The sequence below is a fragment of the Streptomyces sp. NPDC046977 genome, from assembly GCF_040644455.1.
Lineage (GTDB): Bacteria > Actinomycetota > Actinomycetes > Streptomycetales > Streptomycetaceae > Actinacidiphila.
The window spans coordinates 546,246-569,113 of record NZ_JBEYWO010000001.1 but is presented as its reverse complement, the minus strand read 5'-3'; the positions used below and the strand labels follow the sequence as shown (position 1 = coordinate 569,113).

Below are 22,868 nucleotides of genomic sequence, written 5' to 3'. Positions count from 1 at the left end.
CAGCCCGTGGGCGGCCGAGACGCCGCCGGCTCAGCGGGCGGCGCATCCGGGTGAGGCACCGGCGGTACGCGGCGTGTCCTCTCCTGCCCGTTAAGGCATATGAGCTGATGTTCCTTTATGCAGTCAAGGCATGCGGCCACGGGCTCGCACCACGGACCCCGCGGCTCGCGCCAGGGGTCGGACGGGCCGCACCGCCACCCCAAGGGGGCGCACCGGGCCGTGCGGCGGTCACGCCGCACGCTGACCGTCCTGGTCGTCGGCACAGGAGCCGTGGGATTCGTCGCCCTGACGGCGTGGGGCGTGCACAGTGCCGTCGTCCGCTCCCCCTCGCCCGTCCTGTACGCCCGCCCGGCTCCGACCCCGCAGGAACAGCCGTTCCCCAACCTCGCCGACCGCGTCACGATGCACCGGGTCCCGGCCTATCCGGCCGCGGAGCCTCGGATCGTCACCCGCGCCTCGTGGGGGGCGGACGAATCGCTGCGCCATGAGGCGCCCCACTACGGTCACGTGGTGGAGGCCGTCTTCCTGCACCACACGGACAGCGGCAACGGCTACGCCTGCAAGGACGTGCCGCGCATCATCCGCAACATCTACACCGGCCATGTGCGCGGCAAGCACTGGGACGACGTGGCCTACAACTTCTTCGTCGACAAGTGCGGCACGATCTACGAGGGACGTGCCGGCGGCCTGGCCAAGCCGGTGACCGGCGCGCACGCGGTCGGCTTCAACCAGGACACCATCGGCGTCGCGGCGGTCGGCACCTTCGACGCCCCCGGCAGCGTGACGCAAGCGCTGAAGGAGGGCATCGCCCGGCTCGCGGCCTGGAAACTCGGGATCTCCGGCATCGACCCCCGCTCCAAGGTCAGCCTCGTGTCCAGCAACGACAAGAGCCGCTTCCACAAGGGGCAGCACGCGGTCTTCCACGTGATCGCGGGCCACCGGGACGCCTTCATGACCGACTGTCCGGGCAACGCCCTGTACGCCGCCCTGCCGGCCATCCGCGCCGAGGCCGCCCGGCTGCAGGGGCGGCCGCAGGCACGCAAGGGCTGACGGGCGAGAACGGCCGGACCCGGCGTCACCGCTCCGGCCGGAGCCGTGCGGACGTCAGCGCCAGCAGCGCGACGTCGTCGCCGACCGCGCCCGCGTACCGGCTCAGGTCCTCCCAGACCGCGTCGACCACCTCGCGCGGCGAGGGGTTCGCGACCCGGGCCAGCAGCACGGCCAGCCGGCCGGCGAGCGGGTAGAAGACCCCGGAGGCGTTCCTGGCCTCCGTCACTCCGTCGGTGTAGGCGAGGATCATGTCGCCCCGCCGCAGCTCCACTTCCGCGATCACGGGCAGCGGCAGGCCCGGCAGTCCGGTGCCCAGCGGCGGCGCGGGGTCGGCCGCCAGCTCCAGCACCGCGCCGTCACGCAGCAGCAGGGCCGGCGGGTGCCCGTGACAGGCCACCCGCACCAGCGAGCCGCCCCGGGGGAACTCCAGCAGCAGCGCCGTCGCGAACAGCTCACCATTGGCGTCGGCGTCCAGCAGCAGGCGCCGCTCCAGGCGTCCGGCGACGCTTCTCAGGTCCGGCTGGTCGAGCGCCGCCTCACGGAAGGCGCCGAGAAGGGACGCGACGGTCGACACCGCGGCGAGACCGTGGCCCTGCACATCGGCGATCAGCGCCCGCACGCCGTGGGGTCCGTCCCGTACGTCGAACAGGTCGCCGCCCACCAGGGTGCCGCGCTGCGCCGCGCGGTACAGCGCACCGCACCGGACCGCGCCCACCCGGGGCGGCACGGGCGCCAGTACCGCGTGTTGGGCGGCCTCGGCCACCGAACCGGCCTCCACCAGACGGCCCCGGGACCGCTGGCCCACCGCGGCGATCACCACGCTGAGGACACCGATCAGCACAACGGCGCCCACTTCTTCGCCGGCGAGGCTGCCCGAGCCGACAACGGGGAGCATCATCACAACGACCACGGCGACCGCGATGACCGCCGTGCCCAGCACCCCGTAGGTGAGGGCGGCCAGCGGTGAGACCGCCGCATAGTACGCGCCCAGTTCGACGTCACCGGGTGTGACGCCCTGCGCGACGATCAGGGCGGCCAGGAGGGCGACCGGCAGCAGGCGCAGCCACCCGGGCAGCGGGGAGATCTGCAGTGTGCCGTCCTCGGCGGGAACCGTCCCCATAGAGGCACGGTAACCGCGGTCGGCCGGTGCCGCCGGGTCAGCGGGCGGCCGCCCCCGCGGCCGTGACGAGATCCGGGTGATGACGCCGGGCGACCTCGGGATGGGCGCGCAGCCACCCCTTGAGCTCATTGCGTCCGTACTCGGCGAACAAGGGGTTGGCGGGGTCCTTGGTGGCGCCCGGGGCGTGGTGCGCGTGCGCGAAGGGCAGCGGGGCGATCCGTGCGTCGAGCCGCGGGTTGTAGAAAAAGGGGACGGAGAAGCGCTCGCGCGCCCCGGGCGGGCTGACGACGCGGTGGTTGGTGGCCTTGAGCCAACCGTCGGTGGCGACCTCCAAAAGCTCGCCGAGGTTGACGACAAAGGCGCCGGGCAGCGGGGGGACGTCGTGGAAGCGGCCGTCGGAGCGCTCCACCTGGAGGCCGCCGACCTCGTCCTGGAGCAGCAGGGTCAGAAAACCGTAGTCCTTGTGCGCGCCGACGCCCTGGCCGTCCCCTGTGGGGGCGGTGCCGGGGTAGCGAACCAGTTTCAGGTGCAGATGCGGTTCGTCGGCGAAGGCGCCGTCGTAGAAGTCCTCGGGGGCGCCGATGGAGGCCAGCAGTTCGTGCAGCAGGCGGTGCGCGACGCCGCTGAGCCGGTCGATCCAGCGCAGCGAGCGCTCGCGCAGTTCGGGGAGGCCGGCGGGCCACTGGTTGGGGCCTTCGAGCCACCAGTACGGGGGTTCGCCCGCGGCGGGGACGTGCCGGGGCCGCTCGGCGCCGATGTCGAGCTGGTCGCGCCAGTCCTGGCTGCCGCCGGTGCGCTCGTCGCCGATGCGTGTGTAGCCGCGGAAGTGCGGGGAGTTGAGGTTGCCGAGGGCGAGCCGTTCCGCCTCGGGCAGAGCGAAGAACGCGCGGATCACGCGCATCAGGCCGGCGGTCTCCTCGGCGGTGACGCCGTGGCCGGTCAGCTGGAAGAAGCCGACGTCGTGGGCGGCGGCGTGCAGGTCGTGGTGGAGCCGGGCGCGGGCCTCGGGGCCGCGGTCGGCGGCCGACAGGTCGATCACGGGGAGCTGGAGCGTCATGTGTCTTTCCGCAGGGTGTGTCCCGGCAGCGGCGGCGATGGCCGGACGAGCCGCGCGGGGCCCTGTTGGGGCGGCGGCGCGGGCCGGGTGAAGGGAGGGGAGGAAGAAGGCGAGGTGCCGGGGGTCAGCCGCTGCGGCGACAGGACATGCTCGTGACGCGGACGAAGTCCACGTGTCGGCGGCGCACGAGCAGAAGCATGGGCCAAGGGTACTGCCGTGGACGGCGACGCTCCGTGACCCATGTCACCGCGGCCCATGAAGCGGGGCCCGCGCACGTGGGGCGGCGCCATGGTCCGGGCGCGCGGCGGCGGACACGATGTGGCGGCAACCGACCCCGACGTGCCCTGGAGGCACCATGCGCCCCTGGAGAGGCCTCACCAGAGGTGTCCCGAAAAGCGTCCCCCTGCTCGCCGCCGCGGCCCTCGTGCTGGGCGCCGCCACGGTGCCCGCGGAGGCGCGGACCGCGACCGCGGGCCACTGCGCCCGGCTGGACCGGGTGGTGGTGCCCGGCGCCGCCCTCGCACAGCGCACGTGCCTGCCGGACCTGACGACCACCGGCCTGGCCGGCACCCCGTACACCGACGCGGCCGACCAGGCGGGGCTGTCCGCCGCGGGCACGGTGCGCCCCTCGGGCGTGCCCGGTGTCCAGGTCGACGGCTACTTCCCGGACAGCTCCGGCTTCAACACCACGCACGGCTGGAACCACGACGCGCAGTTCGTGCTTCGCCTGCCGGACCGCTGGAACGGCGGCCTGATCGTCACCGGCGCCCCGGGCACCCGCAAGCAGTACTCGCTCGACGTGCTCATCTCCGACTGGGCCGTCGCGCAGGGCTACGCCTTCGCCGCAACCGACAAGGGCAACAACGGCCCGGACTTCTGGACCGACGGCAGCCGCCCCGGGGACGCGATCGCCGAGTGGAACCGGCGGACGACCCAGCTCACCGTCGCCGCGAAGGCCGCCGTCGCCGGACGCTACGGCCACGCGCCGCGGCGCACCTACATGACGGGCATCTCCAACGGCGGCTACCTCACCCGCTGGCAGCTGGAGAACCGCCCGGCGCTCTACGACGGCGGGGTGGACTGGGAGGGCACCCTCTGGACGGCGGACGGCCCCAATCTGCTGACCTCGCTCCCCGTCACGGTGGCCCGCGCCCAGGGCCGGGCGACCGACGCGGACCTGCTCGCGGCCGGGTTCGCGCCGGGCTCGGAATTCCTGTGGCCGTACCACCAGCAGGCCTACTGGGGCATTACGCAGAAGACCTACCGGGCGCTCTTCGACCCCGCCTACGACCCGGCCTGCCCCGGGGCGAGCGCCGGGACGACCGTCCCCGAGATCCTGGCCCCCTGCGCCTCGGATGCGGACTACGACTACGCCGCGCGGCCCGCAGCGGTGCACCGCGCCGTCGCCCGGGTCGCGCTCACCGGCCGGATCGGCAAACCGATGATCACCCTGCACGGCACCCTGGACTCGCTCCTGCCGATCGCGGCCGACTCCGACGTGTACGACCGCATGGTCGACGGCGCGGGGCGCGGCCGACTGCACCGTTACTATCGCGTGGCGGGCGGCAACCACGTGGACGGCCTCTACGACACCTACCCGGACCGCCTGCGCCCGGTCCTGCCCTGCTACCGGGAGGCGCTGGGCGCGCTGACGGCCTGGGTGGAGCACGGGCGTACGCCACCCGGCGACCGCACGGTCCCGCGGCCGGTGGAGGGCGACGTGGTCAACTCCTGCGCGCTCGGCTGATCAGACCCGTTCCAGCCGGCGGTGCGGCTCCTGGGGCAGTTCGACACCCACACCGTCCCCGGGCCGCACCTCGCCGCCGGTCAGCACGACGCCCATGATGCCGCCCTTGCGGACGACCGCGCCGTGCTCGTCGCGGCCGACGACCTGCTTGAGCAGCCCGCTGCGGAACGCGTCGATCTGCAGGCAGGGATTGCGCAGCCCGGTCACCTCGACAATCGCCTCGGCCCCCAGCCGCAGCCGGGTGCCGACGGGCAGGCCGAGCAGGTCCACGCCGCGGGTGGTGACGTTCTCGCCGAGCTCGCCCGGGGCGACCTCGTATCCCGCCGCGAGCAGTTCGTCGAGCAGTTCGCCGTGGATCAGGTGGACCTGACGCAGGTTCGGCTGCGTCGGGTCCTGTGCCACTCGCGATCGGTGCTGCACCGTCACCCCGAGATGCGCGTCCCCCTCGACGCCGAGGCCGGCGAGCAGACGGATGCACGGGTGCGCCGGCTTGCTGAAGTGGTGGCCCTCGTCGCGGCTGACGGAGACGACGGTGCCGGTCGCGGCGACGGTCATGGAGCGCGCTCCCCTCGTCCAGGCTGCACGATGGTCAGCCTAGCCGAATCAATTGTTGAGACTTCAAGAAGTTTTCCCTACGCTGGACCCATGCCTGTACGCCGCCTCAATCACGCCGTGCTCTACATCCGCGACGTCGCCCGGTCCGTCGAGTTCTACCGCGAGGTGTTCGGCTTCACGGTCGACGTGGAGATCCCCGGACGCGCCGCCTTCCTGAGCGCCCAGGACACCCTCAACGACCACGACCTGGGGCTGTTCGCCCTCGGCCCGGACGCGCCGGGCCCCGAGCAGGGCCGGGTCGGCCTGTACCACCTCGCCTGGGAAGTGGGCACGCTCGGCGAACTCACCGACACCGCCCGCGCGCTCACCGAACGGGGCGCGCTCGTCGGCACCAGCGACCACGTGGTGTCCAAGTCCCTGTACGCCAAGGACCCCGACGGCAACGAGTTCGAGGTCATGTGGCGCGTCCCCCGCGAGGACTGGCCCACCACCCAGGAGGCCATCGGCCCCCGCCCCCTGGACCTCCAGGCCGCCCTCGACCGCTGGGGCCCCGACCTCGCGACGGGCGCCGCGGCGGGCTCGGTGACCTGACGCCGGCGCGTCAGTCGAGGACGACGGTCACCCCGCGCTTGTGCAGGAGCCGCACGATCTCCTCGAAGTAGCCGAGCCCTCCGCCGGACACGACGTCCGCCAGCGCCTCCTGGGCGACGGCGGCGTCGTGCCGCCCGCATGCCGTCCCTTCGCCGGGCGTATGCCCGACCGTGATGCGTGGTCTAGCGGCCGATCTGCTTGCGGCCCGCGCGGCGCAGGCGGCGGCGCTGGGAGGGGTCGAGGGTGAGGTAGGCCGCCGTGGGGACGCCGAGGACGATCAGCAGGGCGATCCAGTTGGGGAGGAACGCCGCAAGGACCCAGAACGCCACGAGGCCGACCGCCAGGCCGCCGATGACGTACTTCGCGCGATTGGACATCTTCCCTGCCTCCGTCCGCGGCACGCGCCGCGCTCACATGGGTAAACGCGGCACGCGCCGTGGCGGTTCCCGGCCGGCGCCGGGCCGGGCAGGGCTGCGGGCCCGGCTATCGGGTGCGGTGGGCGAACGGGGTCCGGGACGGGATCAGTTGTCCTTCACGGCGGAGTCCTCACGGGGCTGCTGCGCTCCCGCGTCGGCCGTCCGGGGGCCTTCCGGCGCGTCCTCGCGGTCGGCGGCGGCCCGCCGTTCGAGGGCGCGGGTGGCCTCGGCGCGCACGAGCGCGCTCAGGGCGGCGTAGATGTCCACGGGCATGGTGCTTCTCCTGCGGTGTTCGTCCTGGTGCGGGGCATGACGGCGGGCCGCACGGCGCACTGCCTGGGCGATGCGATGGGCGGCCGGGCGCTGTCAGCAGCGCAGGACGGCGTGCAGGTGACCGGGGGGCCCGGCGGGGGACGTGTGCCGGGCCGGGCCGGACACGGCGGCGGCCACGGGGTCCGCGGCGGCCGCGTCGTGGGCGGCGTCCGAGGCGTGGTTCTGGGGAGCGGCGCCGCGGTGCTGGGGGCCGGCGTGCGGGGCGGCGCGCCGGGCGACGTGCGCCGGATGGTGGTGCGTCTCCGCGCCCGCGCCCTCGGTGACGGCGGCCACGGCCGCCGTCCGCTCGGGCAGCGGTTCGGCAACCGGTCCCCACAGGACGCACAGCGCGTGCAACAGGCATGCAAGGGCCACGAGCAGCACCGGCCGGCCCGCGGGCCGGAACCGGCCCGGAGGTCGCCCCGTGTTGTGCGGCATGCGCTGCTCCTCCGGATGGGTACTCCTCCCTCCTTACCGGGCCGGGCGCGCAACCCCGCTGCTCACTAGGCTGATCGACGCACGCGTTCACCCTGCCGACCCAACGCCCGCGGAAGGAACCGCGCATGCAGCCTCTGGAGGGCATCACGGTGGTGGCCCTGGAGCAGGCCGTCGCCGCGCCGTACGCGACCCGGCACCTGGCCGATCTCGGGGCCCGCGTCATCAAGGTGGAGCGGCCCGGCGGTGACTTCGCGCGCCACTACGACCGCACGGTCCGGGGGCTGTCGGCGTACTTCGTGTGGTGCAACCGGGGCAAGGAGAGCGTCGTGCTCGACCTCAAGCGGCCCGAGGACCGTGCGCTGCTGGACCGGATCGTCGCCCGCGCCGACGTCTTCGTGCAGAACCTCGCGCCGGGCGCGGCCGGGCGTCTCGGGCTCTCCGCGGAGGCGCTGCGGGCCCGCGACCCCCGGCTCATCACGTGCGACATATCCGGCTACGGGCCGGACGGTCCATACCGCGACAAGAAGGCGTACGACCTGCTGGTCCAGTGCGAGGCGGGGCTGGTGTCGATCACCGGCGGCCCGGAGGCCCCCGCGCGGCCGGGCATCTCCGTCGCCGACATCGCCGGTGGCATGTACGCCTACGCGGGGATCCTGTCCGCCCTGTACGAGCGGGAGCGGACCGGCGCGGGCACGGCCCTGGAGGTGTCCCTGCTCGACGCGCTCGCCGAGTGGATGGGCCACCCGTTCTACGCGCAGGCCTACGGCGGCGAGCCGGTCGCCCGCAGCGGCGCCCGGCATCCGTCGATCTCGCCGTACGGGCCCTATCGCTGCGGCGACGGCGCGGTGGTCTTCCTCAGTGTGCAGAACGACCGGGAGTGGGTGGCCCTGTGCGAACAGGTCCTGCGCCGCCCGGAGCTGACCCGTGACCCGCGCTTCGCCGACAACCCGCTGCGCAGCGCGCACGACGAGGAGCTCACCGCGGAGCTGGAGAAGTGCCTGGCCGGGCACACGGCGGACGGCGCCATGGCGCTGCTGGACCGTGCCGGGATCGCCAATGCCCGGCTGCGCACGGTCCCGGAGTTCGCCGGCCATCCGCAGCTCGCGGCACGCGCGCGCTGGCGGGAGTTCGGCTCCCCCGTGGGACCGCTGCGCGGGCTGCTGCCGCCGGTGGGCGTCGCGGGCCGGGAGGCCCCGATGCGGGAGGTGCCGGCCCTCGGGGCTCATACGGAAGCCGTACGCGGGGAGTTCTCCGGTTGACGGATCCCGCCGCCATCCGGGTGCTGTGCCGGTCCCGCCGCCGGATCGCGCAGGGCCACCCGGTAGCCTCGGGACCGGCACGCTGCCGATCACGCTCGCAGTGGTGCACCGCCCCCGTGGTCCTGACCCGGACGGGGCGGGCGGCCGGGTCGCCGCCGGGGTCCGCCACAGCGGGACCGGGGCACTCGGCAACTCCGGGTCTCACGCCCCCCGGTAGCGGGCGAACACCGGGAACGCCGCCGCGAGGCCCAGCATCGCCACGACCACCAGCACACCGCCCGCGGTGACCGCCGTCCGCGTCCCGAGCGCCGAGCCGGCCGTCCCGTGCAGCAGGTCCGCGACGCGCGGGCCGCCCGCGACGACGACGGTGAAGACGCCCTGCATGCGGCCGCGCATGTCGTCGGTCGCCACCGACTGCAGGATCGCGCTGCGGAACACCATCGACACCATGTCGGCGAATCCGGCGAGCGTCAGGAACGCCGTCGCCCACCACAGGCTGCTGCTGAGCCCGAGGCCCGCGATCGCCACGCCCCAGCCGGCGACGGCGAAGACGACCATCAGGCCGTGCCGTTTGGCCCGCGAGAAGGTGCCCGAGAACAGACCGCCGGCGACCGCGCCGATGGGGATCGCCGCGAAGAGCAGGCCGAGGGACAGCCCTTCGCCCCAGGGCGCGTACGTGGTGGCGGCGAGCTGCGGGAACAAGGCGCGCGGCATGCCGAAGACCATCGCGATGATGTCGGCGACGAACGACAGCAGCAGGATGCGCTGGGCGGTGATGTAGCGGAAGCCGGCCCCGACCTCGCGCCATCCGCCGCGCCGGGCGACCGCGGCACCGTTTCCGTCCATCGGGGGCAGGGCGGGCAGCCGGAAGACCGCCCAGACGGTCGCGGTGAGCGCGACGGCGTCGAGGAGGTAGAGAGTGGAGAGCCCGAGGACGGGGATGAGGGCGCCGGCGAGGAGCGGGCCCACGACGAGACCGGTCTGCATGACGGTCGAGCCGAGCGCGACCGCGGCAGGAAGTTCCTGCGGGGGCACGAGTCGGGCGACGGCGGCGCTGCGCGCGGGCGCGTTCATGCCGGCGCAGGCCTGCTGTGCGGCGAGCAGCAGCATGAGCAGCCACACCGAGCCGGCGCCGAGGAATGCCTGCACCCAGAACAGCAGAGAGGTGACGGCGACGCCGATGTTGGTCACCAGCATCAGCTTGCGGCGGTCCATGCTGTCGGCCACGGCACCGCCCCACAGGGCGAAGACGACCAGGGGGACGAGTCCGGCGATGCTGGAGTAGCCGACCCACGCGGACGAGCCCGTGATGTCGTAGATCTGCTTGGGCACGGCGACCGCGGTGAGCTGGCTGCCCACGGCGGTCACGGTGGTCGACGTCCACAGGCGGCGGTAGGCGGGGTGCCGCAGGGGGCGGGTGTCCATCAGCCAGCGCCGCATACCGGTGCGGCGCCCGGGTTCGCAGGGCTCGTCGTCGGCGGCGCGGGCCGCATCTTCTATAGGGGTGCCGGCGGTGTTCTTGGTGCTGTCCACGGGGGCCTTTTGTTTCCTCGTACAACTATCGCTGACCCGCCGACCCTACCCGCCCCGGTCACCGCCCGGAATGCGCTGCCCCCGGCAGGGTTCCGGCCAGCGGCAGGAAGGCGGACGAGCGGGCGAGGTCGATCGTCACCGCCGGGGTGCTGCCGGGCGGCTCCAGGAGGCCGGCGTCGGTGCCGGCGACGATCAGCGCGAGCCGGTGCCCGGCCGGGACGACGTGGTCGATGGCGGCGAGGGTGATGGTCGCGGTGTACGCGCGTCCAGGGACGAGGGGGCTGCCGTGCCGGGCGGACGCCGCGTGCCCGAGGTCGGCCCAGCCGCGGCTGACGACGGTGTGCGTGACGTCCGCGGTGTCCGCCGCGGTGTCGAGGAAGCAGGCGCTGTCGCCGGGCGCGCTCGCGCCCCAGCAGGAGCGGGTGGTGAGGTCGGTGATGCCCTCCTTGGGGCCGAGGAAGTCCCTGATGCCGGCGGGGCCGAGGTCCACCACGACCGCCGACAGGTGCGCGCTCGTAGTGGAGGCCGACGCGGTCACGGTGACGGTGCCGCTGCCGGAGAGGCGCAGTGGCGCGGCGAGGGTGCCGGTGCGGAAGACCGTCTTGTCGGGGCCCGCAGTGTCCGCGGCGGCGGCCCAGTCCTCCTCGCCGCGGCCCGGCGCGTCGGTGAAAGCCTCGGTGCTGCCCGGCGCGGCCGGCGTGCGGCCGAGTACCCCGAGCCCGGGCGTGGATCCGGGGCGCAGGCTCAGCCGGGTCCGCGCGGTACCGGCCGGCGGCCAGGCGCGGTCGGTCGTCCAGTGGCCGGGGGCGCGTTCGATGTCGGCGGCGGGCTCTTGGTCGATGCCGTTGCGGACGCCCAGCAGGTAGTGGTCGAACCAGCGGTGCAGCGTCGCGACCCAGGCGTCGCGGCGGTAGTCGAACGGGTCCACGTGGCCGGTCTGCGACAGCCACACCTTGCGCTCCACCCCGTGGGCGGCCAGGGCCTGCCACCACTGACCGAAGTGCTTGGTGCGGACGTTGAGGTCCTGCATGCCGTGGACGGCCAGGACGCTGGCGCGGACCTTGCCGGCGTGCCGGGTGTAGTCGCGTTCGCTCCAGAAGCCGGTCCAGTCGCCGGTGCGGGGCGCGCCGTCCACGATCCGCTGCTGCACGGTGGCGCAGCGGGCGCGGGCGCCGGGGCTCTCGACGTAGTCCGACAGCCAGTCGGGGCCGGAGTCGTACAGGGCGGCGCCCTGCTGGAAGTAGTAGTCGTACCAGGAGCTGATGGCGCTGATCGGGACGATGGTCCGCAGCCCCTTCACCCCGGTCGCGGCGACGCCGTTGGCGATGGTGCCGTCCCAGCTCTTGCCGATCATGCCGACGTCGCCGGTCGACCAGCGCGCGGCTGCGGTGCCGGTGCCGGTGCGCGAGGTGTACGCGGTGGCGCGGCCGCCGAGCCAGTCGACGACGGCCTTGGCGGAGCCGATGTCCGAGGGGCCGCCGACGTCCACGCAGCCGTCGGAGCGGTTCGTTCCTACGAGGTCGACCAGGACGACCGCGTAGCCGCGCGGCACGAAGTAGTTGTCGTAGAACAACGGCGCCTGGACCATGCGCCCTTGGGCGTCGTAGGTCTTGGTCTGGCTCTCGTTGCCGCGCCCGCAGCAGGAGTAGTACGGGCTCGCGTCCATGATCACCGGCACTTTGCGGCCTGCGGCGGCGGCCTCCCGGGGCCGCACGATGTCGGCGGCGACCCGGTCGGTACGGCCGTCGCCGTCGCTGTCGCGTCCCGTGTCGACCCACACCGCCTCGCGGATGGCATGGGCGTAGGAGTAGTCGGGCCGGCTGAGGCCGTCCCGCACGGTGCCGCCGGAGGTGGCGTGCGCGGTCGTCACGAGGAGGAGGACGGCGGCGAGGGCGGCGACGACCGTCGCGACGACGGACAGCGCGCGGGCGCGGGGGCGGAGGATGCGCGGCAGCGAGGGCACCCGCGGACGCTAACGTTTGGCCGTAGCATGCCAACAGCAGGTTCCCGGCCAACTCCCGCCCGCGCCAAGGATCTTGGCAGCCGTCGGTCGCGCCCGGGCCGGCCGGTGGAACCCCCGCGGGACAGCCGCGGCACCTCGCCCGGTTCACACCTTCGGCCTAGCCGAACTGTCCGGCGCACACGCCACGTGATGAGCTGGTCACGCAGCCGGGTCGACGGGCGGACCGCGAAACCATCCCTCCCAGCGGACCCGGACCACGGCTCGACGGGTGGCACAGGCCCCGGGGACCGCAGCCGAATCCCGATGGGACCCGGGGACCGCCGGGGCGCGAAAGGAACGCCGGCAATGACCGCTGCCCGCACCACCGGACCCCGGTCCGGCCCCTGCGCCGGCCTTCCTTCCGGCTCCACCTCCCGCCGCACGCCGCGGCGCCTGCTCGCGGTGCTGGGCGCCTGCACTGTGCTGCTGACCGCTTGTGCCGCCCCTGCCCGCACCTCCTCCGCACCGCGCCCCGCGCCGACCGGCAGCGCCCTGGTGACGGACGACACGACCGCTGTGGCACCGCGGTTGCGTCCCTACTACGGGCAGAGGCTGGCGTGGCGGTCCTGCGACCAAGCCGACGGGTTCCAGTGCACCACCATGCGCGTGCCCTTGGACTACGCGCATCCCGAGGCCGGCGACATCATGGTGTCGGCGACCCGCAAGAGGTCCACCGGCGGCGGGCGGCTCGGCTCCCTCCAGCTCAATCCCGGCGGCCCCGGCGCGTCCGCGATGGACTACCTGTGGAAGGCCGCCAAGGTCTACTCCTCCTCGGTGCGCGGCGCCTACGACCTCGTCGCGATGGACCCCAGAGGAGTCGGCCACAGCACATTGGTCGACTGCGGCAGGGGCCGGCCGGTCTCCTTCATGCAGTCCCCCGTGCCGCCCACGCCCGACCGGGCGGAGATCAACGCGTGGGACACCATGTTCCGAAAGACCGCCGGGGACTGCGAGCGGCACGTCGGCGGGCTGCTCCCGTACGTCGGGACACCCGACGCCGCCCGGGACATGGACATGCTGCGCTCGCTCCTCGGCGACCGTCGGCTGCACTATGCGGGCTTCTCCTACGGCACCTACCTGGGCGCGACCTATGCCGAGCTGTTCCCCTCACGGGTAGGCCGCGTTGTGCTGGACGGCGCCCTCGACCCCGCCCTCGACGCGTTCAGCACCACGCTGCACCAGGCGCGCGGCTACCAGGTCGCCTGGGAGGCCTTCGCCGCCGACTGCGCGAGCCGCCCCGACTGCCCGGTCGGCCGCAGTCTGCCGGTGGCCGCCCGCGCGCTGGACACCCTGCGGGCCGACCTCGATCGCGCACCGCTCCGGCAGGGCAAGGACGACGAGGTCACCGGCGACGACCTGACCGCGGCGGTTGTGGACGGCCTCCGCTTTCCCGCGTGGGGACGGCTCCGGGAGGCCCTGCGCGGGTTGCGGACGGGCGACACCCACGGCCTCCAGGAGATCATCGCCGCGGGCCAGGAGACGACCAAGGAGGGCGACCAAGCGCAGACCGCGGTCAGTTGCCTGAGCTCCACGATCGGGCCGCGGCTCAGTGCCGTCCGGGCGACGGCCGAGCTGCCCCGGTTCCTCAGCGCCTCACCCCAGTTCGGCCGGGCCTTCGCCGACACCCTGGTGATGTGCACGCACTGGCCGGTCCCTTCGAGCCAGCCCGCACGCGCCATCCACGCACGGGGCGCCGCGCCGATCCTGGTGATCGGCACGACCCGAGACCCCGCCACCCCGTACCCGCAGGCCGTGGCACTGGCGGGGCAGTTGGAGTCCGGGCGGCTGCTCACGCGCGTCGGCGACGGCCACACCGGCTACCACCGGGGAAACGCCTGCGTCGACAGGACCGTCGACCGCTTCCTGCTGCGGGGCACCCTGCCACCCGCGGGCGCAGTCTGCCGCTGAGCCGTCCGCCGAACGCCCGCGTGCCGGGAGGACGGGACGGGTCCCGTCCTCCCGGTCGTCGTGGGCGTCAGCCGCGGCGGCCGCCCCCGCCCCCGCCCAGGCCCTTGTCCAGGCCGGCGCGGCGCAGGGCGTCCGCCATGGCCCCGGAGGGCGCGGGACGGTCGCCGCCGCCACGCGACTGACGGGGCGCACCCGCACCCCCGCGCCGCTCGGGACGGGGACCGCGTTCACCGCGTCCACCGCCGCCGTTGCCCTTGGCGCTGCCGGCACCGGCACCGCCGCCCGCCGCCGCGGCCGCCTCGTCGTCGAGCCGGAGCGTCAGCGAGATGCGCTTGCGCGGGATGTCGACGTCGAGCACCTTGACGCGGACGATGTCACCGGGCTTCACGACGTCGCGCGGGTCGCTGACGAAGGTCTTCGACATCGCGGAGACGTGGACGAGACCGTCCTGGTGGACGCCGACGTCCACGAAGGCGCCGAAAGCGGCCACATTGGTGACGACGCCCTCCAGGAGCATGCCGGGCTCAAGGTGCTTGAGTTCCTCCACGCCCTCCTTGAACTCGGCGGTCTTGAAGGCCGGACGGGGGTCGCGGCCCGGCTTCTCCAGCTCGGTGAGGATGTCGGTGACCGTCGGCAGACCGAAGGTGTCGTCCACGAACGTGTCGGCCCTGAGTCCGCGCAGGACGGCGCTGTTGCCGATGAGCGCCTCGATGCCGGTGCCGGCGGCGGTGCTCATGCGGCGGACCACCGGGTACGACTCGGGGTGCACACTGGAGGCGTCGAGCGGGTCGTCACCGCCCGGGATGCGCAGGAAGCCCGCGCACTGCTCGTACGCCTTGGGGCCGAGCCGGGCCACTTCCTTCAGCGCCGTGCGCTTGCGGAAGGGGCCGTTGGCGTCGCGGTGCGCGACGATGTTGGCGGCCAGGCCCTCGGTGATGCCGGAGACGCGGCGCAGCAGCGGCACCGAGGCGGTGTTGACGTCGACGCCGACGCCGTTCACGCAGTCCTCGACGACGGCGTCGAGCGAACGCGACAGCTTCAGCTCGGACAGGTCGTGCTGGTACTGGCCGACGCCGATCGACTTGGGGTCGATCTTCACGAGCTCCGCCAGCGGGTCCTGGAGGCGGCGGGCGATGGAGACCGCGCCGCGCAGCGAGACGTCCATGTCCGGCAGTTCGGCGGAGGCGTAGGCCGAGGCGGAGTAGACCGAGGCGCCGGCCTCGGAGACAACGGCCTTGGTCAGCTTCAGGTCCGGGTGCCGCTTGATGAGGTCGCCGGCGAGCTTGTCGGTCTCGCGGGACGCGGTGCCGTTGCCGATCGCGACGAGGTCGACCTTGTGCGCCGCCGCGAGCCTGGCGAGCGTGGCGATGGAGGCGTCCCACTGGTTGCGGGGCACGTGCGGGAAGATCGTGTCGGTGGCGACGACCTTGCCGGTGGCGTCGACGACCGCGACCTTCACACCGGTGCGGAAGCCGGGGTCCAGGCCCATCGTGGCGCGGGTGCCGGCCGGGGCGGCGAGCAGCAGGTCGCGCAGGTTGGCGGCGAAGACCCGTACCGCCTCGTCCTCGGCGTCCTGGCGCAGTTGCACGCGCAGGTCGAGGCCGAGGCGGACGAGGAAGCGGGTGCGCCAGGCCCAGCGCACCGTGTCGGCGAGCCACTTGTCGGCGGGGCGGCCGCGGTCGGTGACACCGAAGTGGTGGGCGATCTTGCGCTCGAAGCTGGAGGGTCCGTCCTCGACCGGCTCCTCGGGCTCCAGGGTGAGGTCGAGGACCTCCTCCTTCTCGCCGCGGAGCATCGCGAGCACACGGTGCGAGGGAAGCTTCCCGAACGGCTCGGCGAAGTCGAAGTAGTCGGCGAACTTCGCGCCGGCCTCCTCCTTGCCCTCGCGCACATGGGAGACCAGCCGGCCGCGCTCCCACATGCGGGTGCGCAGCTCGCCGACGAGGTCGGCGTCCTCGGAGAACCGCTCGGTCAGGATCGCGCGGGCGCCCTCCAAGGCGGCCGCCGTGTCCGCCACGCCCTTGTCGGCGTCGACGAAGCCGGCCGCCTCCTCCTGCGGGTCGAGCGCGGGGTTCTCCAGCAGCCGGTCGGCGAGCGGTTCGAGACCGGCCTCGCGGGCGATCTGCGCCTTGGTGCGGCGCTTGGGCTTGAAGGGCAGGTAGATGTCCTCCAGGCGCGCCTTGGAGTCGGCGGCGAGGATCTGCGCCTTGAGGGCGTCGTCGAGCTTGCCCTGGGACTCGATGGACTCCAGGATCGCGGCCCGCCGCTCGTCGAGCTCCCGCAGGTAGCGCAGCCGCTCCTCGAGCGTGCGCAGTTGGGCGTCGTCGAGGGCGCCCGTCGCCTCCTTGCGGTACCGGGCCACGAACGGCACGGTCGCACCGCCGTCGAGGAGATCGACGGCCGCCTGGACCTGCCCTTCCCGTACGCCGAGCTCCTCGGCGATCCTGCGCTCGACCGAGACCGTTGTCGTCACGATGTGCGACCTGCTTTCTGGCTGGACTACCGCTGCATTATTGCGGAGCCCGGCCCCCGTGCCGCGAGCCTGGGGGCGAAGCCGCGCCGGAGTCCTGGGGCAGTGCCTTCTCGAACCAGTGGCCGGCGTAGCGGTCGCCGTTGTAGTCGTCGATCTCCTGGTACCCGAGCCGGGCGTACAGCGCCCTGGCCTCCACCAGGTCGGGACGGGTGTCGAGCCGGATGACGCGGGCGCCCAGGTGCTCCGCGGCCGCTCGTTCCACCGCCGCGACCAGCAGCGCGGCGCCTCCGGTGCGGCGGGCGGCGGGAACGACCCAGACCCGGCGCAGTTCGGCGACGCCGGGGGCGAGCAGCCGCACACCCGCGCAGCCGGAAGGGGTCCCGCCGTACCGCCCGACGAAGAACGCGCCGGTGGGGCCGGCGAGGTCGTCGCTGGTGTCCTCGGCGAGGAGGTCGTCGATCTCCTTCCGGGTCATCGGCCTGCCGTAGTAGCGGCTGACGATGTCGTCGTAGTAGCGCCACAGCAGGTCCCTCGACACCGGATCGTCAACGGAGAGCGGCGATATCTCCCATACGGGCGAAGCGTGGATGTTCTGTCGCGGTACGGTCACGGGGCCCATCGTGGCAGTGCGCCACGTGACTATCCTCCGGTTATTCGTTGGCGTCTCAACGACACGGGGGCAGGACATGACGCGGTACGCCGCGCGCACAAGCCATCCCATCGCCACCGCGGAGCAGACCGGGAACGACGTCCTCGTCTTCGACCCCGGCGCCGCCGACTGGTCGCAGGACGCCTCGGTCGCCTGGCGCTGGAAGGCTCCGGGCGGGACGGGCACCAGCTGGCAGCACCTGTCGGACGTACGCCTGCGCAGAACCCAGGCGTACGGGCGGGTCGTGCTCGTCACCGCACTCGGCGGGCGGGCCGCGATGGTCCGCGAGGACACGGGGGCGATCGTCTGGCAGACCATCACACCGGCCGACACCCCGCGCGCCATCGAGCGCATCCCGGGCGGGGTGATCGCGGTGGCGTCCGCGGCGCCGGGGCGGCTGCGGCTGTACACGGACACCGAGCAGTCCGGCCCCTTCCTCACGCTCCCGCTGCCCCGGGCGCACGGCGTGCTCTACGACCCGGAGCGCGCCGCGTTGTGGGCGATCGGCGAGGCGCGGCTGGTGCGCTACGCGCTGTCCGGCAGGGGCCCGGCGACGATGCTGACCGAGCACAGCGTGATCCACTTCGAGGGGCAGGGCGTGGATCTGCAACCGGTGTACGGGGAACCGGGCGCGCTCTGGTTCGCCGACACCAACGGCGCCTACCGGCTCGACACCGAGTCCCGCAAGTACCGGCAGGTGGACGGCGCCTGCGACGTCCGCGCCTACCTCAGCCAGCCCTCCGGCACCCGGATCCGCGCCCGCGGCCGGGTGTCCGGGCCGCGCGACGCCGGCGGCCCGACGGTCGAGTTCCTGGAGACCGACGGCAGTACGGCGTACTCCCGCACGCGTCCCGGCGCGGAGTTCGCGGCGGTGCGGCTGTGGACCCCGGACTTCCGCTGAGGCCGGTGCTGCGCCCGGGCACGGCCGTGACGGCACGATCTCCGGGACCGCTCACGGGCGGCGGGAGCGGACATGTAATGATCGGAGAGCATTCTGAGCACTGACACTTTCCGCATCCCGTACCCGCCAACGGAGGCTTCGCTCCATGGAATACCGCCATCTCGGCCGCAGCGGTCTGCTCATCAGCGAGATCGCCTACGGGAACTGGCTCACCCACGGTTCCCAGGTGGAGGCCGACGCCGCCACCGCGTGTGTGCAGGCCGCCCTGGACGCCGGCATCACCACCTTCGACACCGCCGACGTCTACGCGGGGACGCGGGCCGAGTCGGTGCTCGGCGAGGCGCTGAAGGGCGAGCGCCGCGAGGGCATCGAGATCCTCACCAAGGTCTACTGGCCCACCGGCAGCGGCCGCAACGACCGCGGCCTGTCGCGCAAGCACATCATGGAGTCGATCGCCGGCTCGCTGCGCCGCCTGCAGACCGACTACGTCGACCTCTACCAGGCCCACCGCTACGACGTGGAGACGCCGCTGGAGGAGACGATGGAGGCGTTCGCCGACGTCGTCCACTCCGGCAAGGCCCTCTACATCGGCGTCTCCGAGTGGCCGGCGGAGCAGATCCGCCGCGCCCATGCGCTGGCGCGCGAGCTGCGAATCTCCCTCGTCTCCAACCAGCCGCAGTACAACGCCCTGTGGCGGGTCATCGAGGGCGAGGTCGTTCCCACCTGCGCCGAGCTGGGCATCGGGCAGGTCGTCTTCTCGCCGATCGCGCAGGGTGTGCTGACCGGCAAGTACGCGCCCGGCCAGCAGCCGCCGGAGGGCTCGCGGGCCACCGACGACAAGGGCGGCGCCAACATGATCGCGCGGTGGATGCGCGACGAGGTGCTGGACGCCGTCCAGCGGCTCCAGCCGCTGGCCGCCGAGGCCGGGCTCTCCCTGGCGCAGTTGGCGGTCGCCTGGGTGCTCCAGAACTCCAATGTCTCCGCCGCCATCGTCGGCGCCTCCCGCCCGGAGCAGGTCGCGGAGAACGTCAAGGCGTCGGGGGTCGTCCTGGAGAAGGAGCTGATGGCGCGGATCGAGGAGATCCTCGAGCCGGTCGCCGTCACCGACCCCAAGCGGGTCCACGACAACGTCCCGGTCCGCCGCCCCTGACCGGCAGGCCCCGCGGTCCGCGCGGACCGCGGGGCCGTACCACCCCGTCTACTCGGCGTGGCAGTGCGCCCCTTCGCCGCCCGGCGTCTCCTTGGGGAGGTCGAGCGAGGGGTTGCGGTCGAAGAAGCCGGTGGGCTTGAGCGTGAAGCCGCTGTGGTCGACCGGCATGACGGGCCACTCCTCCAGCCGGGGCACGTGGGTGGGGCCGAAGGTGTGCCAGACGGTCAGTTCGGTGTTCTCCAGTGACTCGCCGGGCTCGGTCCACCGGGGCAGCCCGGCGCCGCCCGCGTTCTGGTTCGGGTAGTCGCCCGCGGGGAAGCGCCGTTCGGGACGGTGGCGGGTGACCCACACGTGCTTGGTGCCGTAGGCCGCGCGCCGGGCGACGGCGGAGTCCGGCTGGGCCAGCAGCACCGGGCCGGGCTGCGGAACGAGGGTGTACGCGACCGGCTTGCCCATGCGGTTGAGCGACCCGGGGTTGGTGATCCGCCAGCGCCGGCCGGCGAGCGGGTCGGCGAGGCGGCCGCCCTCGGCACTGTCCGCGAGCGCGGTCACCCGGGTCGTGAAGACATTGCCGTTGGGGTTGTCCGGTCCGTGCGGGACGGGGACGACGTCCACCTCCTCGACGGTGTTGGCGTGCCCGTCGACCGCCGCGTCCAGCCGGACGCAGAACATGTGCTGGTGGAACGGGGCCAGCAGGCCCGGGGCGAGTTCCGTGCCGACCGCGTCAGCACTGCCGGGCACGACGGCGGAGGTCTGCACGATGCCGGTGGACTTCGCCTCGAAGCCGATCGTGCCGTCCTGGTAGAAGTACCAGTAGAAGCCGTAGTCGTAGTTGCCGACCGTGGCGATGTAGGAGACGACGAGGCGACGGGAGCGGCGGCTGTCGGCGGCCATGCCGTTGAAGATGTCGGTGTGCTTCCACAGCAGGCCGTAGTCCTCCTCGTGGATGCAGATCGCGTTCGGCAGCGTCTCGGGGTTGCCGAGGTCGTCGCAGAGCACGGCGTCGAGGTAGGCGATCTCGCCGAGGCAGTCGCAGCCCAGTGTCAGGGCGTTGGCGTTGCGGCCGAGCTGGTACTCGCCCGCGTCGAGGAAGGCGACCCAGTTGCGGTCGTCGCCGGGCTCGGCGTAGGCGACGGCCATCTCGGCGAGCGAGGCGCGGTGCAGCACGGGGCGCACGCGGTCGGCGTCCTCGTAGCCGATCTGGTGCAGGACCAGGCCCTCGCGGCTGTTGAAGTCGATGCGGAAGCGCCACTTCTGCCAGGTCATCAGTCGGCCGGTGATGGTGAAGGACGGCCCCTCGGGCTGGGTGATCTCCAGGGGCCGCAGGTCCGTGCGGGCGGGGCCGTTGAACTCGGCCTCGTAGCGGCCGCATTCGGACGGGACGGGGACGGCGCCGGTGTCGATGAGGCGGACGACCTTGCGCTCGATCACGTCCACGTCGGCGACGAGCCCGGCCACCGGGTGCGCCCAGGGGCTGTCGGTGGCGTCGCAGCGCAGCCAGGTCAGCGAGCGCATGAGGCGGGCACCGGGCCGGTCCTCGAAGCGCAGCGGGCCGGCTCCGAGCGGCGCGGCGATGGCCAGGTCCAGGTCGGTCACGCCGCGCTCGGCCATGGCCTTGCGCCAGCCCGGGTCGGCCTTGACGACCTGCTCGACGATCTCGTACTCCTCGAAGGTGACCGGCGGCTGGCCCTCCTGCGCGGTGTCGAGCGCGCGGTGGGCGACGACGGCTCCCGCGGTGACGTCCACCAGGGCCTCGGCGGCGGCGCCGGTCGCGGAGTCCAGCAGCGTGACGCGCACACGGCGGACGACGGGGTCGCCGTCGCGGTGGGCGTCCGCGGTGTGCCGGTCGGGCTCGTCGAGCAGCACCAGGGGGAAGCGGGTCGCGTCGCCGACCAGGCCCTCCTCGGTGAGGATGCGGCGGGCGGCGGCGATCTCGTCCGCGGTCAGCGGATCGAGGGGGTGCGGCGCGGCGGGAGAGGTGCCGGCGTCGGTGTGGCTGCAGGAGGACATGGGACAACTCTCCGGTGTACGTGGGTCGTTGCGCTACGGGACGGTGCGGACATGCGTCCGGCCCGCCGCTCCCCTGCCGGGGTGCGGCGGGCCGGGCGGGATCAGGATGCGGCGGGCTCCGCCTGGTCGGCGTCAGCCGCGTTCTCGCGGGCCTGCTCGATCCGGAACGCCTCGTTGCCGAGGCCGATGCGGCTGTGCAGCTCGGGACGCGTCGAGCGCAGCACCAGTCCGTAGACCAGGCCGCCGACGACAGTGACGCCGATGATGCCGGGCAGGATCCAGGAGACCGCGGAGCCCGCGCCGGCCACCAGGACGTCGAAGTCCTTGACGGCGTACACCGCGATGACGACCAGTGCGACACCCGCCAGCGCGGAGGCGGCGATCCTCGGCGCCTGGGTGCGCAGCGCGTCGCGCCTGACGAAGTAGCCGATGACGGCGAAGGCCGTGGTGGCCAGCAGCACGATGATGCCCAGCGCGCCGACGTTGCCGCCCCAGGTGAAGAGCTTGAGCACGGGCGCGGTCGGGTCGTGGTCGGCGGCGGCGCTGCCGTCGGTGACGGCGAAGGCGACAACGGCGACGACGGAGATGACGGTCTGGAGCAGCGAACCGTGGGCGGGCGCGCCGCTCTTGGGGTTGGTGCGGCCGAAGGCGGCGGGCAGCAGGCCTTCGCGGCCCATGGCGAAGGCGTAGCGGGCGACGACGTTGTGGAAGCTGAGCAGGCAGGCGAACATGCCGGTCACGTACAGGACGTGGAGGACGTCGGTGAAGGTGGCGCCGATGATCGACTCGCTGAGCCCGAACAGCAGCCCGGGGCCCTGCTTCTGCGACTGGCCGACGATCTGCGACGGGCCGGCGGCCACGCTCAGCGCCCAGGAGCTGATGGCGAAGAAGACCGCGACGAAGCTGACGGCGAGGAAGGTCACGCGGGCGACGAGCACCTGCGGCCGGCTGGTCTCCTCCGCGTACACCGGGGGCTGCTCGAAGCCGACGAACGCGGCGATGCACAGGCACAGCGCAGTGCCGAGTCCCGCGCCGCTGAGGGTGCCCGGGTCGAACGCGTGCAGCGACAGCCCCTCCTTGGCGGAGGGGTGGCCGATGGCGGCGACGTCGAAGACGACGACGAGTGTGATCTCGATGAGCAGGAGGACGCCCAGGACCTTGGCGTTGAGGTCGATCTTCAGCCAGCCGAGCGCGCCGACGACGAGGACCCCGAGGAGCGCCGGGATCCACCAGGCGATCGTGGTGTCGAGGTAGGTCTCGAACAGTCCGGAGATCTCGAAGCCGAACAGGCCGTAGACGCCGAACTGGAGCGCGCTGTAGGACACGAGCGCCACGATCGACGCACCGGCGCCGGCGGTGCCGCCGAGGCCGCGCGCGATGTAGGCGTAGAAGGCGCCCGCGTTGTGGACGTGGCGGCTCATCTCGGCGTACCCGACGGTGAAGAGGACGAGCACCACACCGAGGATCACGAACAGCAGCGGCTGCCCGACGATGCCCATGACGCCGTACGCGGTGGGCATGACGCCCGCGACGACCATCAGCGGGGCGTTGGCGGCGACCACTGACAGCAGCAGGCCGGGCAGGCCGAGCCGGTCGGCCCGCAGGGCTCTCTCCTCGCCCTTGAATGTGCTGATCCCGGTATTGCCCCTCAACATGGCGGGTCCTTTCCTTGTGGGTGACGGGACGTGCTGTGCGTC

Annotated in this window: 19 protein-coding genes; 7 read left to right on the top strand and 12 right to left on the bottom strand. The window is 73.3% G+C overall.

Annotated features, from left to right (window positions below; translation table 11 throughout):
* Positions 1-219 precede the first annotated feature (219 nt).
* Positions 220-1,050, top strand: a complete 831-nt coding sequence (locus ABZ883_RS02200) for a peptidoglycan recognition protein (protein WP_360900024.1) — start codon at positions 220-222, stop codon at positions 1,048-1,050.
* 25 nt (positions 1,051-1,075) lie between these two features.
* Here the strand turns inward: ABZ883_RS02200 and ABZ883_RS02195 are convergent, their stop codons facing one another.
* Both ABZ883_RS02195 and ABZ883_RS02190 read right to left on the bottom strand, forming a co-directional pair.
* Complete coding sequence (locus ABZ883_RS02195; protein WP_360900021.1) at positions 1,076-2,170, bottom strand: PP2C family protein-serine/threonine phosphatase; 1,095 nt, start codon at positions 2,168-2,170, stop codon at positions 1,076-1,078.
* A gap of 37 nt (positions 2,171-2,207) precedes the next feature.
* Positions 2,208-3,227 (bottom strand): 2-oxoglutarate and iron-dependent oxygenase domain-containing protein, encoded by a 1,020-nt coding sequence (locus ABZ883_RS02190; RefSeq protein ID WP_360900018.1) that lies wholly within the window; start codon positions 3,225-3,227, stop codon positions 2,208-2,210.
* Between the two features lie 355 nt (positions 3,228-3,582).
* On the opposite strand from ABZ883_RS02190, the gene ABZ883_RS02185 reads away from it, so the two are divergent.
* Positions 3,583-4,974 (top strand): tannase/feruloyl esterase family alpha/beta hydrolase, encoded by a 1,392-nt coding sequence (locus ABZ883_RS02185; RefSeq protein WP_360900015.1) that lies wholly within the window; start codon positions 3,583-3,585, stop codon positions 4,972-4,974.
* Here ABZ883_RS02185 and ABZ883_RS02180 read toward each other — a convergent pair whose 3' ends face one another.
* Complete coding sequence (locus tag ABZ883_RS02180) at positions 4,975-5,529, bottom strand: MOSC domain-containing protein (RefSeq protein WP_360900012.1); 555 nt, start codon at positions 5,527-5,529, stop codon at positions 4,975-4,977. It lies immediately after the preceding gene.
* A gap of 90 nt (positions 5,530-5,619) precedes the next feature.
* On the opposite strand from ABZ883_RS02180, the gene ABZ883_RS02175 reads away from it, so the two are divergent.
* Positions 5,620-6,120 carry a VOC family protein gene (locus tag ABZ883_RS02175; RefSeq protein ID WP_360900009.1) on the top strand — a complete coding sequence of 167 codons (501 nt, stop codon included), beginning with the start codon at positions 5,620-5,622 and terminating at the stop codon, positions 6,118-6,120.
* Between the two features lie 182 nt (positions 6,121-6,302).
* On the opposite strand, the gene ABZ883_RS02170 is transcribed toward ABZ883_RS02175, so the two are convergent.
* The 3 genes from ABZ883_RS02170 to ABZ883_RS02160 all read right to left on the bottom strand — a co-directional run bounded on the left by ABZ883_RS02170 (position 6,303) and on the right by ABZ883_RS02160 (position 7,286).
* The gene (locus ABZ883_RS02170) at positions 6,303-6,497 is read right to left on the bottom strand and encodes a hypothetical protein (RefSeq protein ID WP_360900006.1); all 195 of its coding nucleotides are present in this window, start codon (positions 6,495-6,497) and stop codon (positions 6,303-6,305) included.
* A 144-nt stretch (positions 6,498-6,641) separates the two neighbouring features.
* Entirely contained in the window at positions 6,642-6,809 is a 168-nt protein-coding gene (locus ABZ883_RS02165) for a hypothetical protein (RefSeq protein WP_360900003.1), read from the bottom strand.
* Between the two features lie 93 nt (positions 6,810-6,902).
* Positions 6,903-7,286 carry a hypothetical protein gene (locus ABZ883_RS02160; RefSeq protein ID WP_360900001.1) on the bottom strand — a complete coding sequence of 128 codons (384 nt, stop codon included), beginning with the start codon at positions 7,284-7,286 and terminating at the stop codon, positions 6,903-6,905.
* Positions 7,287-7,411: 125 nt separating this feature from the next.
* Here ABZ883_RS02160 and ABZ883_RS02155 point away from each other — a divergent pair, with 125 nt between their 5' ends.
* The gene (locus ABZ883_RS02155) at positions 7,412-8,545 is read left to right on the top strand and encodes a CaiB/BaiF CoA-transferase family protein (RefSeq protein WP_360899998.1); all 1,134 of its coding nucleotides are present in this window, start codon (positions 7,412-7,414) and stop codon (positions 8,543-8,545) included.
* Positions 8,546-8,746: 201 nt separating this feature from the next.
* Here ABZ883_RS02155 and ABZ883_RS02150 read toward each other — a convergent pair whose 3' ends face one another.
* Complete coding sequence (locus ABZ883_RS02150; RefSeq protein ID WP_360899995.1) at positions 8,747-10,078, bottom strand: MFS transporter; 1,332 nt, start codon at positions 10,076-10,078, stop codon at positions 8,747-8,749.
* Between the two features lie 58 nt (positions 10,079-10,136).
* Positions 10,137-11,948 carry a Xaa-Pro dipeptidyl-peptidase gene (locus tag ABZ883_RS02145; protein ID WP_360900218.1) on the bottom strand — a complete coding sequence of 604 codons (1,812 nt, stop codon included), beginning with the start codon at positions 11,946-11,948 and terminating at the stop codon, positions 10,137-10,139.
* A gap of 438 nt (positions 11,949-12,386) precedes the next feature.
* Here ABZ883_RS02145 and ABZ883_RS02140 point away from each other — a divergent pair, with 438 nt between their 5' ends.
* The gene (locus tag ABZ883_RS02140) at positions 12,387-13,988 is read left to right on the top strand and encodes an alpha/beta hydrolase (RefSeq protein WP_360899992.1); all 1,602 of its coding nucleotides are present in this window, start codon (positions 12,387-12,389) and stop codon (positions 13,986-13,988) included.
* Between the two features lie 67 nt (positions 13,989-14,055).
* Here ABZ883_RS02140 and ABZ883_RS02135 read toward each other — a convergent pair whose 3' ends face one another.
* Entirely contained in the window at positions 14,056-16,461 is a 2,406-nt protein-coding gene (locus ABZ883_RS02135) for a Tex family protein (RefSeq protein ID WP_360899989.1), read from the bottom strand.
* A 37-nt stretch (positions 16,462-16,498) separates the two neighbouring features.
* Positions 16,499-17,080 carry a GNAT family N-acetyltransferase gene (locus tag ABZ883_RS02130; protein WP_360899986.1) on the bottom strand — a complete coding sequence of 194 codons (582 nt, stop codon included), beginning with the start codon at positions 17,078-17,080 and terminating at the stop codon, positions 16,499-16,501.
* A 67-nt stretch (positions 17,081-17,147) separates the two neighbouring features.
* Here ABZ883_RS02130 and ABZ883_RS02125 point away from each other — a divergent pair, with 67 nt between their 5' ends.
* Both ABZ883_RS02125 and ABZ883_RS02120 read left to right on the top strand, forming a co-directional pair.
* A complete protein-coding gene (locus ABZ883_RS02125) occupies positions 17,148-18,011 on the top strand; it encodes a DUF6528 family protein (protein ID WP_360899983.1) in 864 nt (287 codons plus the stop codon).
* 145 nt (positions 18,012-18,156) lie between these two features.
* Positions 18,157-19,161, top strand: a complete 1,005-nt coding sequence (locus tag ABZ883_RS02120; RefSeq protein WP_360899980.1) for an aldo/keto reductase family protein — start codon at positions 18,157-18,159, stop codon at positions 19,159-19,161.
* A 48-nt stretch (positions 19,162-19,209) separates the two neighbouring features.
* Here ABZ883_RS02120 and ABZ883_RS02115 read toward each other — a convergent pair whose 3' ends face one another.
* Both ABZ883_RS02115 and ABZ883_RS02110 read right to left on the bottom strand, forming a co-directional pair.
* Complete coding sequence (locus ABZ883_RS02115; RefSeq protein WP_360899977.1) at positions 19,210-21,171, bottom strand: primary-amine oxidase; 1,962 nt, start codon at positions 21,169-21,171, stop codon at positions 19,210-19,212.
* Between the two features lie 101 nt (positions 21,172-21,272).
* Positions 21,273-22,826, bottom strand: coding sequence for an APC family permease (locus ABZ883_RS02110; RefSeq protein ID WP_360899974.1), 1,554 nt, complete (start codon positions 22,824-22,826; stop codon positions 21,273-21,275).
* Between the last annotated feature and the right edge of the window lie 42 nt (positions 22,827-22,868).